This window comes from Streptomyces sp. BHT-5-2, assembly GCF_019774615.1.
Lineage (GTDB): Bacteria > Actinomycetota > Actinomycetes > Streptomycetales > Streptomycetaceae > Streptomyces.
Genome location: NZ_CP081496.1, coordinates 4139383 through 4152633 on the forward strand (window position 1 = coordinate 4139383; position 13251 = coordinate 4152633).

At 68.2% G+C, this 13251-nt stretch carries 13 protein-coding genes; 8 read left to right on the forward strand and 5 right to left on the reverse strand.

Annotation, left to right across the window (positions count from 1 at the left end; all coding sequences use genetic code 11):
- Window positions 1-88: 88 nt before the first annotated feature.
- Together K2224_RS18340 and K2224_RS18345 are read right to left on the reverse strand one after the other, a co-directional pair.
- Window positions 89-1117, reverse strand: coding sequence for a hypothetical protein (locus tag K2224_RS18340; protein WP_221907595.1), 1029 nt, complete (start codon window positions 1115-1117; stop codon window positions 89-91).
- A 102-nt stretch (window positions 1118-1219) separates the two neighbouring features.
- A complete protein-coding gene (locus K2224_RS18345) occupies window positions 1220-1405 on the reverse strand; it encodes a hypothetical protein (protein ID WP_221907596.1) in 186 nt (61 codons plus the stop codon).
- A 261-nt stretch (window positions 1406-1666) separates the two neighbouring features.
- Between K2224_RS18345 and K2224_RS18350 the strand changes: the two genes are divergently transcribed.
- From K2224_RS18350 to K2224_RS18360, 3 genes are all read left to right on the forward strand, one after another.
- A complete protein-coding gene (locus tag K2224_RS18350; protein ID WP_221907597.1) occupies window positions 1667-2449 on the forward strand; it encodes a helix-turn-helix domain-containing protein in 783 nt (260 codons plus the stop codon).
- A gap of 164 nt (window positions 2450-2613) precedes the next feature.
- A complete protein-coding gene (locus K2224_RS18355; protein ID WP_221907598.1) occupies window positions 2614-3657 on the forward strand; it encodes a hydroxymethylglutaryl-CoA reductase in 1044 nt (347 codons plus the stop codon).
- 192 nt (window positions 3658-3849) lie between these two features.
- The gene (locus tag K2224_RS18360; RefSeq protein ID WP_221907599.1) at window positions 3850-5448 is read left to right on the forward strand and encodes a PH domain-containing protein; all 1599 of its coding nucleotides are present in this window, start codon (window positions 3850-3852) and stop codon (window positions 5446-5448) included.
- 873 nt (window positions 5449-6321) lie between these two features.
- Here K2224_RS18360 and K2224_RS18365 read toward each other — a convergent pair.
- The gene (locus K2224_RS18365; RefSeq protein ID WP_221907600.1) at window positions 6322-6861 is read right to left on the reverse strand and encodes a TetR/AcrR family transcriptional regulator; all 540 of its coding nucleotides are present in this window, start codon (window positions 6859-6861) and stop codon (window positions 6322-6324) included.
- A 149-nt stretch (window positions 6862-7010) separates the two neighbouring features.
- Here K2224_RS18365 and K2224_RS18370 point away from each other — a divergent pair, with 149 nt between their 5' ends.
- The gene (locus tag K2224_RS18370; RefSeq protein WP_398193568.1) at window positions 7011-7424 is read left to right on the forward strand and encodes a PPOX class F420-dependent oxidoreductase; all 414 of its coding nucleotides are present in this window, start codon (window positions 7011-7013) and stop codon (window positions 7422-7424) included.
- 28 nt (window positions 7425-7452) lie between these two features.
- Window positions 7453-8019, forward strand: a complete 567-nt coding sequence (locus K2224_RS18375; RefSeq protein WP_221907601.1) for an SDR family NAD(P)-dependent oxidoreductase — start codon at window positions 7453-7455, stop codon at window positions 8017-8019.
- Between the two features lie 86 nt (window positions 8020-8105).
- Here K2224_RS18375 and K2224_RS18380 read toward each other — a convergent pair whose 3' ends face one another.
- A complete protein-coding gene (locus K2224_RS18380) occupies window positions 8106-8348 on the reverse strand; it encodes a hypothetical protein (RefSeq protein WP_221907602.1) in 243 nt (80 codons plus the stop codon).
- Between the two features lie 101 nt (window positions 8349-8449).
- Window positions 8450-8734 carry a hypothetical protein gene (locus K2224_RS18385; RefSeq protein WP_221907603.1) on the reverse strand — a complete coding sequence of 95 codons (285 nt, stop codon included), beginning with the start codon at window positions 8732-8734 and terminating at the stop codon, window positions 8450-8452.
- 427 nt (window positions 8735-9161) lie between these two features.
- Between K2224_RS18385 and K2224_RS18390 the strand changes: the two genes are divergently transcribed.
- From K2224_RS18390 to K2224_RS18400, 3 genes are all read left to right on the forward strand, one after another.
- Entirely contained in the window at window positions 9162-9719 is a 558-nt protein-coding gene (locus tag K2224_RS18390) for a PadR family transcriptional regulator (protein WP_221907604.1), read from the forward strand.
- A gap of 68 nt (window positions 9720-9787) precedes the next feature.
- Entirely contained in the window at window positions 9788-11509 is a 1722-nt protein-coding gene (locus K2224_RS18395; protein ID WP_221907605.1) for an acyl-CoA dehydrogenase family protein, read from the forward strand.
- Between the two features lie 268 nt (window positions 11510-11777).
- Window positions 11778-12902 (forward strand): MFS transporter, encoded by a 1125-nt coding sequence (locus K2224_RS18400; protein ID WP_260693481.1) that lies wholly within the window; start codon window positions 11778-11780, stop codon window positions 12900-12902.
- The last annotated feature ends 349 nt before the right edge of the window (window positions 12903-13251 follow it).

A 13251-nucleotide genomic window follows, 5' to 3' on the forward strand; every position in this document is an offset into this window, starting at 1 on the left:
CCGGCGACACCCTGGAGACCCGTATCGACGATCTCGGCCGCGGCATCGCCCTGGTGCGCTCGATCGCACCCTGATGCCGCGGGTGGCTCTATCGTGCCGTCGGCTGATGGAGCCAGGGCGCGCTGGTGGCCCAGAAGATGCAGTCGGCGCCGAGAGTGTTGGTGCCGAAATCGACGAACTCCTGGCGGGTGTACGGCTTCTTCGTCTTGGGATTCTTGTACTGGAAGTCCGGTTCCTGTACAGCCATGGCCACGAGCGGGAGCTTCCCCCGGTATTGCTTGAAGAAGGGGTACGAGTTCTGCATCTGCGCCGGGCGGTCGGGCAAGATATCAGGTCCGCCCAGGCCGATCCCGTGCGACTTGGCGAACTCGAAGGTCCGCTTCATGTAGTTGCGACTGTTGTTCCACTCACCCGGCCAGAAGTTGACGTACTGGACGAAGGGCGTCTTGGTGAAGACCTTCTTCCCGTAGGCCATGTTGTCGAGCTCTGCGTTGAAGTAGGCATCGTCGCTGTAGCCCGTGTGGTCCTTCTTGGTGTCCACTTCGGTAGCCGTTTCCGGAAGGTTCACCCCGGCGAGGCGGCCGTCGAAACGCTGCGCCAGCGCCTTCAGCAGATGCTGGAAGCGGCCCCGCACATGCGGATTCCACTGCGCCGCGACCGCCCCGGGCTCACCGGGACCAAGGCCGTTCTCGTTCTTCGTCGGAGCTGCGCCTCCCGCATACTCCGGGCCGGTCAGCAGATAGCCCGGGAGCCTGGTCGGCGGCGCGAAAAACCGGTCCTGGACCTGGATGAAAAGCTTCTTGTGACGGGACTGGAGATACGTCAGCGCCTGGTCGATCGCCGAGAAGTCGTATTGGTTCTTCTTCGGTTCGAGCGCCTTCCACGGCACCACCAGCTGTACGCCGGCGATGTCCGGACGATCGATCAGCGGTTTCACATTGGCGTCGAAATCACCGATCGAAGCGTACAGATAGTTTGTCGCCGCCTTCTTTCCGAGCGCTGAAGCGGCAGCCGCGTCCGGCGTATGAGCCGGAGTTGCGATCGCCGCTCCGACTACGCCCGTCAAGGTCACCGTTACGAGTATTCCGACACCGACTGCAACGCGTTTGATCGCCATGGGGCCATGTCTACGGGGCAGTTCTAAGAAGTATGTAAGAAGCGGTCACCCACCGGACCGGGGCCGTAGGCGCCCTTGGAGCCGGCCGTGCCCCGGCCTGCTTCATGCGTGGCGGACGGGCCCGCCGCCCGCGCCGATCCAGCCGTCCACCTGGGTGGCCTTGCGCGCGCCCACGAGCGCCCCCGTGATGCCCGGCCAGGCGAGCACGGTCGGCGGCGATCTACTGGACCCGTCCGGCGGGGACGTCCAGGGCAGCGGTGATCGGGGCGGGGTGCCGAACTTCTGCATCGCGCTCTCCCTTGCGCCGATGGACGTTCCTTTCCGAAAGACAGAAACGCTACGTTGCTTTCCTGGAATTAACAACGATGAACTTACCTGGAAAGTAGATATTCGCAGGTAGAAGCACGGCAATCATTGCAACATTCTCTCAATTAACGCAACGATCGAGCGAACGTCCGTTGCAATGAATTGAGCATGAACGCTATGGTGGAGGTGTTGGGAGAACACGAGCGGCGCCACGGAGCACCCGTGGGCACAAAGGAGGTTGCGATGCCGGGAGGCAGGCTCACCCAGGCCGAACGTCAGCAGATCGCAAGGGGTTTGGCCGACCGCCTGGCGTACGCCGAGATCGCCCGCCGTCTGGACCGTCCGACCTCCACCATCACGCGTGAGGTGATGCGCAACGGCGGCCCCACCGCCTACCGCGCCGACCTGGCCCACCGCGCCACCCAGCAGCGCACCCACCGACGCAAGCAGACCGCACCGGTGGGGTCACAGGCATCCCCGCAGCCCTACGGACGCGACGCCCAGGCCGTGCGTGTCTACCAAGACGCGCTCACCGCCGTCTACATTTCCTCCGGCCTGCCCAAGATGATGGCCCGGGTCCTGGGCTGCCTCTACACCACCGACACCGGCAGCCTCACCGCCTCCCAACTCGCCCAACGCCTCCAGGTCAGCCCCGCCTCCATCTCCAAAGCGATCACCTTTCTCGAGGGTCAGGACCTCGTCCGCCGGGAACGCGACGAACGGCGCCGCGAGCGCTACATCGTCGACGACGACCTCTGGTACCAGGCGATGATCCGAAGCGCCCGGGCCAACGACGAGTTCATCGAAACCGCGCGACAAGGCATCGACGTCCTCGGCCGCGGCACCCCCGCCGCCACCCGTCTCGAAAGCGCCGCCCGCTTCCTCGACTTCGTCAGCGAAGCACTCATCCGCGCCGCGGACCAGGGACGCGAAGTCCTCTACACCAGAGCCGGCACGAACCCGGACAACACCGCCGAGCCGAGCTCGGACGACGGACGGACGACCACCCCGACGACCAGAGCCTGAACCGAAACCGGCCTGGCGGGATCCCAACCGTGCGGGGACCGGTGCGCCCTGATGATCCACGGCGCTCTACGCTGCTGCGGACCGACCGCGGAGTCGAGACGCGCGCGACCGGGCCCGCATCGCGGGCGCCTTCGCGCCATCCGCCAGACAACGGGAAGTGCACGATGAACGACGCTCACGGAATCGCCGGGGTCCCCATGAGGTGGGTGGGACCACTCAGAATCTCGGGAAATGTCGCCGCCACGGAGACCGAAGTCCCACTCGCCACCTACGAGTCACCGCTGTGGCCTTCCGTGGGGCGTGGCGCAAAGATATCCCGACATACCGAGCGCGGAATCGTCGCCACTCTCGTCGACGAGCGGATGACCCGCTCGGTGCTCGTCGAAGCCGAGGACGCGCAGACCGCGTACGCGGCCGCGCGCCAGCTCGACGCGCAGTTCGATGTCTTGAGCAAGGTCGTGCGCGCCTGTAGCGGATTCGCCGAACTCGTCGGTATCCGGCACGAGATCACGGCCAACCTGTTGTTCATCCGGTTCGAGTTCACCACGGGCGACGCGTCCGGGCACAACATGGTGACGCTCGCGGCCGACGCACTCTTGGGGCACATCCTGGACAACGTTCCAGGGGTTTCCTACGGGTCGATCTCCGGGAACTACTGCACCGACAAGAAGGCGACCGCCGTCAACGGAATCCTGGGCCGCGGAAAGAACGTGGTGACCGAACTGCTCGTGCCGCGCTCCGTGGTTACCGAGATGCTGCACACCACGGCCGCCAAGGTAGCCGAGCTGAACGTGCGCAAGAACCTGATCGGAACGCTGCTCGCCGGCGGAATACGCTCGGCCAACTCGCACTACGCGAACATGCTGCTCGCCTTCTACCTGGCCACCGGCCAGGACGCGGCAAACATCGTCGAAGGCTCACAGGGTGTGACCGTGGCCGAGGACCGGGAGGGCGACCTCTACTTCTCGTGCACACTGCCGAACCTGATCGTGGGCACGGTCGGCAACGGCAAGGATCTGGACTTCGTCGAGACCAATCTGACGCGGCTGGGCTGCCGGGCCGAGGGCGAGCCGGGACAGAACGCACGCCGACTCGCCGTCATCGCGGCCGCCACGGTGCTGTGCGGCGAACTCTCGACCCTGGCAGCACTGACGAACCCGGGCGAACTGATGCGCGCACACATCAACCTGGAGCGCAACCAAGGTTAGCCAACCGCGGCCGCCTGCCGCCTGCCGCCTTCCGCCTGCCGCCTGCCGCCTGCCGCCTGAACCATGCTCAGCGGATGAAGCCGGTCGGTCAGCACCGTCGTACGCCAGGAAGTTTCCGCACTCCGCACAAGCAGGACCAGTCCGACCAGTCCGGGCAGTCCGACCAGTCCGGCTGATGGCAGGATTCCGCGTATGAGCAATGCGCGGGAAGTGACTTGGCGGCCTTCTCAGAAGCGTGCCCTGTGGTCCTTCGTCGGACTCGGGGCGGCCGGGGTGGGCCTGGCGGTGGTGCGTGCCGCGTTTGTCGGCACGCTCCTGGATGTCTGGCTGGGCATCGGCGTGCTGCTGGCGCCGCTGGGCATCGTGTCGCTCTTCGCGGTCACCGCCGAGGTGACCGCCGACGCGGACGGCCTGCACTTCCGGAGGCTGCTGCGCCGCCGGAGCCTACCGTGGCGTGACGTCGCCGATCTGCGTGTACGCCTGTTGCACGCGAACAACAGCCGGGTCCAGGAGGTCCGTCGCGTCAGCCTGCTGCTGCGGGACGGACGCAGGACGCTCCTCCCTCTCCCCCAGGCGGTTTCGGGGTCCGCCTCGGACTTCGATGCGAAGTTGGAAGCGCTCCGCGCGCTGCACCGCGAGTACGGAGCCCCGGAATCGGACCACGTCCACGTCGTCTCGTACCGCACCGCCGGGCGGGGCCGGGCCGGCTCGGTGACCGTGTGCGCGCTACTGCTCGCGTTGGCCGGCGGGACGGCCTGCTTCGTGCCGAGCGTCGCGTCGTACGAGCAGGCGTGGCAGTCGGCCGCCCCGTGCACGGCCGGGACGCCCGCCGGGGAACGCAGCGAGTGCCTGACCACCCTGCCGGCCGTGATCGCACGAACCGAGGCCAACCCGCCCAAGCAGAGCAGCTGGTTGTACTTCACCGACGACCGGCCGCTGAGGCGACTTGAGGTCTCCCGCGACGCCGCCCAGGAATTCCAGGCCGGCGCCCGCGTCGAACTCACCATCTGGCGCGGCGAGGTGATGGAGGTCGCCGGAAAGCACTACGTGTGGCGCGACCACGTCCCCACCGGCGGATCCGTGGCCGCCGTAGCGGCATCGTTCGCTCTCGCCGCGGGCTACCCCGGAGCCCAGCTACTGCTGTGTCTGCGCGGGCGCCGGCTGCCCGACGACGAGGTCCTCCCGTCGGCCCTTCCGTTCGCGGGTGTGCTCGTCGGTACGGCCCTGTGGCTACTGCCGCTCTGCTACTTCTTCTTCACGCCCCTGCTCAGCTCTCCCGTCGCGGTCGCATGGGCGGTCGTCGGCTCGCTGTGCACACTGGGCCTGTTCTCCTTCGCCTGGCGTGCCACGCGGGTCCGTACGCCCGCAGAGCCCGGGACGGCCGGAGGGCGCATCGAGGAGGCATCTGCCGATGAGGAGGTGTTTCTGGCCGCCTGTTTCCTGGAGCACACCGACTACAACCCGTACCGCTTCGGCACCCACATCGTCCTGGGTGGCGGCCCGCTCGCGGTGACGCCCCACGCCGGTCCAGGCCGGTTCGCGGCGAAGCGGATACCGGTGGAGCGGCTCACCGTCCAGGACGTACGGCGTGCCCGCGGTAGCGATGGCGACGGGATCCCCAGAAGCTGGCACGTAGCCGAACTCGACGACGCGGGAGTACCGGTTCGCCTCGCGGCCGCCCCGGCGGACCTTGCTCGCGTGATCCGCGTGATCCGCGGACCGGCCCCCGCCGAAACCCCCACGCACATCGCAACCTCCGAGGGCTCCGGTGGTCCTGTCCCGTCGCATTGAGGCTCCTGAGGCCCTGTGATGGTGACGTGGGGAGGCGTGTGGCGTTGGTCAGTGCATGGTCATTGGGCGTGTGGTGGGCTGGCTGGGCCTGGTCGGGGTGGTGGCTGCCGCGTTGAGTGGGTGTGTGGCGGTGGAGCCACGGTCGGCGGACGAGGTGCGTCGGACGGTGGTGCCGGGGCCAACGCCTTCATGGCCCTGGTCGGCATCGCCGTGGACGCCCGGCCCAGGGCATGAGCGGATGTTGACGGTGCCGGGACCGACGGTCGATGCATCGTCAGCGCGTGCGCACACCCGGCCCACCGCCCCGGCGACGTCGTCCGGCGAAAGCGGTCGGGCGTCGGCGCGCGGAGGCGGGGGCTGGGGCGGGGGCGGGGGCGGGGACCAGAGCGGGGTGCCGGAGAGGGAGGCGGCCGGAGTGGGAGCGCTTCCCCACCCCCACCCAGCGGCACGGCCGTCGGCGGCTACGCGACGGCCGTCCGTGGCCCGGCGCCCGGCACGCCCGGCGCCTGCGCCGGCTCGGCATCCGTCGTGGACGCCGCCCGTGCCGTCGCGGGTGACGGGGCGAGAGATGCGGCCGCTGTGCCAGGCAGCGGTGGGCCGGGTGAACCCGGAAATCCTCGCCCTGTGCCAGGGGTTGGCCCAATAGCGGGTTCCGGTCGCCGTCCCCAGTTGCCGGTGCCGTTGTCATCGCACACCCCCGCCCCAACTCATCCACCCAGTGGAAGTGCACGGCGCGCAGCGGTGACGGGACCGCCTGCCGCCTGCCTGCGCATGAGCGCCGCGAACACGGCAAGGACACCAAGCACCACCTGCCCACGGCAACTTGGGCGGCGGGCCGTCCACACCGCCAGTAGGCGTCGACAACCGGCGCCGTCAGTCGGGGCCGAGACCGGTGATCAGGGACTGGACGACCATGTCGGCTCCCTGAGCAGGGGAAAGCTCCGGCATCTCATGTGACGCGACATTCGTGAGGTGGATGAGCAGGGAGCGAGCCCAACGGTCCGGAAGGCCGGGGCGGATGACCTGCTCCCGCACCGCGCGCGCCGTGAAGGCGTCGAGCTGCTCGATCAGCCGGCCAAGACGGTCGGCTGCGGCTTGATCCCGTACTTGCTGTACGTCCACCGGCCACCGCCTGCTGACGGTGATGATGCCCTCGGCGTACCGGTGCAGCGCCGCCATCACGGGCGCCTCGGTCAACCGCGCCTCCGCGAGGACCTTTTCACAGGCATCGAGCTTGGCCTCATGGACGGCGGCCAGCAGTGCCTCACGGGTCTTGAAGTGGCGGTAGACGGTACGTCGGTCGACGCCCGCCGCCTCTGCGATCACCGCGATGCTCGTGCCGGGGTCGCGCGCCAGCAGGCGTGCTCCGGTCTGCAGGACCGCGTCAAGGTTGCGTGCCGCATCAGCTCTCATCGTGATCGGAGCATACGCAGGCGTGAGGCCAGTTGGCCAGAAAGTGCCACGCGGTTATTACGAGTTACTCATTAATTGTCACACAGGCATGGCATTAGTGCTTCACTTGGCGCGTTGAGCATCGTGTCCCCTCGCTCCAGGAGGCGTGTGTGAGTCCGGTCCGGATGTCCGAGAAGTTGAAAGAAGCCCTCGATTCCCGGGTGTTCGTCACGGTGGCGACGCTCCAGCCCGACGGGAGCCCGCATCAGTCAGTGGTCTGGGTAGGGAGAGACGGCGACGGTCTGTTCTTCGTGACCGGCGTCGACAAGCTCAAGGTGCGCAATCTGCGACGGGATCCCCGGCTGAGCGTGACGGTCAACCCACCCGACGAGCCCTACGGGTACACGGTGATCAGCGGCAGCGCCCGCTTCGAGAGCGCGGGCAGTCACGAGCGCATGGACGAACTGGCCGTCAAATACACCGGCAGGACCTACGCCGAGCACCACCCGGAGTCGTATGCCGCCCTCCCGGAACTGGTCACCGTGCACGTCACCCCCGAAAGGATCGCGTCCCGGTTCCTGTGAGGTCGAAGAAACGGAGAAGAGCAGCGTGATGAAGACCTACGTCATCACCGGCGGCACGGACGGCATCGGCAAGGCACTCGCCGACAGGTACTTGGAAAGGGGGCAAGAGGTGGTGGTGATCGGGCGCAGCGCGGAGAAGGGCGAAGCGTGGCTCGCCGCCGCACAACACCGTGGCGCGGCGGCGAGGGCACACTTCATACGCGCCGACCTGAGCCGGCTGTCCGAGACCAGAGCGGTGGTCGAACGCATCCGGTCCGCCTGGGCGCAGGTCGACGCCGATCTCCTCGGGGTCGCCTTCGTGGACACCCGGCCAACGACAACGGTGCGGTACGTGCTGTTCAACCCGGGCACGGTCAACACCGGCTTCTCGGGCCAGTACACGCCGGACGTCATGACGCAGATCGACATCATCCGCCGGTCCGCCCAGCCGGTTCACGAGGCCATCGTCCCGATCCTCAAGCTCCTGGACGACCCGCCCCTCGCCCCGCTCAGCGCATTCGTACGGGACAAGCCCCTCAGTGCACAGGGCCCGGGTTTTACGCTCGCGGAGGCACGGCGGCTGCACCGCTACACCACAGGGCTGCTGGCCGACTGAGCAGGAGGCCGACGGGAATCGGAGGAGCCGTCCCCGGCATCGCGCGGACCGGCGTCGGCAGTTGGAGAACCAGGACGCCACTCGGGTCAGTCGAGATAGGTCACCTGCAGAACCGTTACGGTCTGCAGGGTCTTCCCGACCAGGATGACCGCGGCGATCTGCTCGCCGAGAACCATCCGCACGTACTTGTCCTCCTCGCCATACGAGATCGTGCCGCCCAAGGGGTCGGTACAGGCATCGGCGAGGGCAAGGGTGAGCTCTTCGCTGGCGGCCGCGGGCAGCGCTTCGTGAACTGCTTCGGCAGCCGGGTCGTACTTGAGGCGATACACGCGTCCCTCCAGGACCAGCTCCGTCTCCCCTACGGCATGCGTGAGCGTAGCGGATGGCGAACTCTGCGTGTCCGCGGGGCAAGTGACGTGCATTCAGGTGATCAGGCTGCGCCGCGCGCCCGGATCTGCGCCGCCTTCCGTGAAACAGCGTCGGTCCGCTCGATCCAAGCTCCGGGGAGGTGCTCGCCACGGACGTCGTGCTCGGCGAGGACATGGCCGCGGTCGACGGCGGCCTGGAGGTCCTTGGCGATCCGCTCCCACTTCGCGAACACCGCGAGGAGTCGGTGGGCAGGCGTGCGGCTGATCTCGCCGAGGAAGCGCTGGGCGAGGGCGGGGTTGCCGAGGGCGTCACCGATGCTCTCGATGGTCCACGGCTCAGTGCTCATGCCGCCTCCAGAAGGCTGGAATCGCGAATCACGAGACAAGATAGCGCAGGGTTCGACCATCAACCCGAACCCCGATGTCGCAGACATATGCGTAATTTGCGCGACGCCTGGCGGGCAAGGATTCCGCAGTACGCGCCTGGGCCGTAGCGGATCGGCCGTAGCAGGTCGGCGCACAGAGACAGACGGAGATATGCGCAGATAAGCCACATACCGACACACACGGGCAGCGTCAGGGCTGCCTTCCGAGCGAGCGCGGGCGCTTCGTGGCCGACGATGCCGCGGCGGCGCCACCCCCGTCCCCCTCCCCCGTCCCGGCTCCCGTCCCAGTCCCCGTCCCAGTCCCCACCCGGGCCCTGCCGGGGTGACCCGCGTCTCACCCCGGCAGGAGCGCTTGTCTATGCAACTTGTTGCATAGCAGGATCGGGGCATGGCGCTTGAGCACGCGATCCTTGTGTCCCTGTTGGAGAAGCCGGGGTCCGGCTATGAGCTGTCCCGGCGCTTCGAGCGGTCCATCGGCTACTTCTGGACCGCCACCCACCAGCAGATCTATCGCGTGCTCAAGCGGATGGAGCAGGACGGCTGGATCGACGTCCGGGACGTGCCGCAGCAGGGCCGGCCGGACAAGAAGGAGTACTCCGTCGCGGCTCCCGGCCGGACCGCCCTCTCCCAGTGGCTCAACGAACCGGTCGAGCCCGAGAGCGTTCGGCACGATCTCGCCGTCAAGATCCGGGGCGCGGCCTTCGACGACCCGGCCGCCCTGATCCGCGAGGTGGAACGGCACCGTCAGGCACATGCGGACCGGCTCGCCCACTATCTCGCGGGCGAGCGGCGCGACTTCACCGGCCCCGAGGCCGACGCCCCGCTCGACGCCGGACAGGAACTCCAACACGTCGTACTGCGCGGCGGCATCGCCTACGAGCGGATGACGATCGCCTGGCTCGACGACGTCCTGGACACCCTGCACCGGCTTCGTCCCACGTCCTGAACCTCACGCGGGCGTCACGGCCCGCAGCCCCACAACCGAAAAACCCTCAGCCCGGAAAGGCGACCCTCATGGCGGACTCCCTGCTCTTCAACCCCCGCACCTACGACCCGGCGCACTTCGACGCCGAGACCCGACGGCTGCTGCGCGCCACCGTCGACTGGTTCGAGGAGCGCGGCAAGCGCAAGCTCATAGAGGACTACCGCTCCCGTGCCTGGCTGTCGGAGTTCCTTGCGTTCTCCGCCAAGGAGAAGCTGTTCGCGACCTTCCTGACCCCGGCTTCGGCCGCCGACGGGCAGTCGGACAAGCGGTGGGACACCGCCCGGATCGCCGCCCTCAACGAGATCTTCGGCTTCTACGGGCTCGACTACTGGTATGCCTGGCAGGTCACCATCCTCGGGCTCGGCCCGGTCTGGCAGAGCGACAACGCCACCGCCCGGGCCCGCGCGGCCGAACTCCTCGACCAGGGCGAGGTGTTCGCCTTTGGCCTGTCGGAGAAGGCGCACGGCGCCGACATCTACTCCACCGACATGCTGCTGGAGCCCGACGGCGAGGGCGGTTTCCGCGCCAGCGGTGCCAAGTACTACATCGGCAACGGAAACGCCGCCGGGCTCGTCTCCGTCTTCGGCCGGCGCACCGACATCGAGGGCCCGGACGGCTATGTCTTCTTCGCCGCGGACAGCCGCCATCCGGCGTACCAGCTGGTGAAGAACGTCGTCGACTCCTCCAAGTACGTCAGCGAGTTCCGCCTGGAGGACTACCCGGTGGGCGCCGACGACGTCCTGCACACCGGCCGCGCCGCCTTCGACGCCGCCCTCAACACCGTCAACGTCGGGAAGTTCAACCTCTGCACCGGCGCCATCGGCATCTGCGAGCACGCGATGTACGAGGCCGTCACCCACGCGCAGAACCGCATCCTCTACGGCCGGCCGGTCACCGCCTTCCCGCACGTGCGCCGCGAGCTGACCGACGCCTACGTACGCCTCGTCGGGATGAAGCTGTTCAGCGACCGCGCGGTCGACTACTTCCGGTCCGCCGGCCCCGAGGACCGTCGCTACCTCCTCTTCAACCCCATGACGAAGATGAAGGTGACCACCGAGGGCGAGAAGGTCATCGACCTGATGTGGGACGTGATCGCCGCCAAGGGCTTCGAGAAGGACACCTACTTCGCCCAGGCGGCCACCGAGATCCGGGGCCTGCCCAAGCTGGAGGGCACGGTCCACGTCAACCTCGCCCTGATCCTGAAGTTCATGGGCAACCACCTGCTCAATCCGGCCGAGTACGCGCCGGTGCCCACCCGCCTCGACGCGACCGACGACGCCTTCCTCTTCCAGCAGGGGCCCGCCCGCGGCCTGGGCGCGATCCGCTTCCATGACTGGCGCACCGCCTACGACCGCTACGCCGAGGTGCCCAACGTCGCCCGTTTCCGCGAACAGGCCGACGCGCTCTGCGAGTTCGTCACCACCGCCGCCCCCGACGAGGAGCAGAGCCGCGACCTCGACCTGCTCCTCGCCGTCGGCCAGCTCTTCGCACTGGTCGTGCACGGCCAGCTGATCCTGGAGCAGGCGCAGCTGACCGGTCTGGAAACCGATGTCCTGGACGAGCTGTTCGCCGTGCTCGTCCGTGACTTCTCCGCGCACGCCGTCGAGCTGCACGGCAAGGACTCCGCCACCGAGGGCCAGCAGCGCTGGGCGCTGGGCGCGGTTCGCCGCCCGGTCACCGACGAGGCCCGCTCCGCCCGTGTCTGGCAGCGCGTGGAGGCGCTGGCCGGAGCCTACGAGATGGCACCGTAACAGCCTGGCGAGCGGCCTGCGCCGCCCGGGACCGCAGGCCGTCCCCGGGCGGCGCGGGCGTCTGCGCCGAGCCCTGCGCTGGGTCCGGCGCAACATCGAGGCGTCCTACCCGACCTCACGAATTGAGTTGCGCCAGGGCCGGTGCGCCCGATGAGGTACGTCCATGGACGGGGCGACGGAACATACGCAACGAGCCAGGACAGGAACAGACCGCGCGCTCACCCAGCCACCGGCTGCCTGGCACGGGCCGGCAGTACTCGTCGCGCTGATGCTGGCCGCCTTCGCCTTCAACACGGCGGAGAACCTCCCGGTCGGCCTCCTCGAACTCATCTCCCCGAGCCTACGGGTGTCCCGCCCCACGGTCGGTCTCCTGGTCACCGGTTACGGCCTGACTGTGGCCATCGCCTCCGTGCCGCTCGCCCACGTCATGCGGGCTGTGCCCCGACGCCACGTACTCACCGGACTCCTCGCCGCGCTCGTCGTGTCCAGTCTGGCGGCGGCGTCGGCGAACTCCTACTGGTTGTTCCTTGCCGCGCGGCTGCTGACCGCCCTCGCCCAGGCGCTCTTCTGGGCCGTGCTGGGGCCGGTCGCAGTGGGCCTGTTCACGCCGAGAGTTCGCGGCCGGGTGGTCGCGGCGCTGTCCGTCGCCGGCTCACTGGCCCTCGTGCTCGGTGTGCCTGCCGGGACCTGGCTCGGCAGGCAGAGCACCTGGCGGGTACCCATCGCCGTGCTCGCGGCGGCGGGGTGCATCTCCTGGGTGACGATTGCCGCGCTGCTGCCGACCTCGCGCCCGGATGAAGAACCTGCCGCCTACGGAACCAGCCCCAACGCTCGCCGGTTCACAACAGTCCTGGTGAGCGGAGCCCTGTCGGCCACCGGGGCGTTCGCGGGATACACCTACATCTCGACGTTCCTGGGCGAGGTGAGCGGATTCTCTCCGAGCGCCGTCAATGCCCTGTTCGTGGTGTTCGGTTTTGCCTGCCTGGCCGGGGTGAGCATCACCGGCGCGCTGCTGGACCGCTTCCCACGCTCCGCACTGGTCGCGGCCGTGGCCGCTCAGGCGGCGGGCATGTTCGGCCTGTATGCGGCAGGCAGCGAACCGATGGCAGCGGTGGCGTTCCTGGCTCTGACGGGCGGCGCACTCGGGCCGGTGTTCATGACCACCCAGAACGCCATGCTGGAGTGCGCACCGCGTCGCACGGACATCGCCCTGGCGGCCAACTCCGGTGCCTACAACGCCGGTATCGCAGCAGGCGCCGCGCTCGGAGCACTGACCCTCACCCTGGCCGACGTACGGAGCACGTTCCTCGCCGGCAGCCTCCTGACCACTGCAGCCTGCGCGACCCTCCTCTGCGAACTACTGCTGCCCGCCCGGCGAACGACCACCACGTAGACCCCCTGCCGATGGAGGCGCAGGTGAAGACGAAGGCGAGAGCAAAGGCCCTCGACCGTCGAGTTCACGCCTCGATTACCGGTCCTGAAGCCGGACTCGGATTTACTCAAGAGCAAGGGCACGTCCATCCGGTCTTCATCGCCCGCAATGGTCCAACCCTCGCACGACGGCCTGGACGACGGCACCGAAGTACTGGGCGTCGCCATCAACCAGGCCAGTGCAGACCCGTGCAGTGCAGTGCGAAGCATGTCTCAGGTATAGGCCGGTAAAGCTCAAAGCAGAAAAGCGGGACGACCTCAGCAAGATGTGTCGTGCGGTCAAGAACAGTGTTCAACGGGCGATCGGGCAG

Coding starts and splice junctions, on each gene's coding strand:
- K2224_RS18340 (WP_221907595.1), bottom strand. CDS start 1,117: ATGGCGATCAAACGCGTTGCAGTCGGTGTCGGAATACTCGTAACGGTG.
- K2224_RS18345 (WP_221907596.1), bottom strand. CDS start 1,405: ATGCAGAAGTTCGGCACCCCGCCCCGATCACCGCTGCCCTGGACGTCC.
- K2224_RS18350 (WP_221907597.1), top strand. CDS start 1,667: ATGCCGGGAGGCAGGCTCACCCAGGCCGAACGTCAGCAGATCGCAAGG.
- K2224_RS18355 (WP_221907598.1), top strand. CDS start 2,614: ATGAACGACGCTCACGGAATCGCCGGGGTCCCCATGAGGTGGGTGGGA.
- K2224_RS18360 (WP_221907599.1), top strand. CDS start 3,850: ATGAGCAATGCGCGGGAAGTGACTTGGCGGCCTTCTCAGAAGCGTGCC.
- K2224_RS18365 (WP_221907600.1), bottom strand. CDS start 6,861: ATGAGAGCTGATGCGGCACGCAACCTTGACGCGGTCCTGCAGACCGGA.
- K2224_RS18375 (WP_221907601.1), top strand. CDS start 7,453: ATGAAGACCTACGTCATCACCGGCGGCACGGACGGCATCGGCAAGGCA.
- K2224_RS18385 (WP_221907603.1), bottom strand. CDS start 8,734: ATGAGCACTGAGCCGTGGACCATCGAGAGCATCGGTGACGCCCTCGGC.
- K2224_RS18390 (WP_221907604.1), top strand. CDS start 9,162: ATGGCGCTTGAGCACGCGATCCTTGTGTCCCTGTTGGAGAAGCCGGGG.
- K2224_RS18395 (WP_221907605.1), top strand. CDS start 9,788: ATGGCGGACTCCCTGCTCTTCAACCCCCGCACCTACGACCCGGCGCAC.
- K2224_RS18400 (WP_260693481.1), top strand. CDS start 11,778: ATGCTGGCCGCCTTCGCCTTCAACACGGCGGAGAACCTCCCGGTCGGC.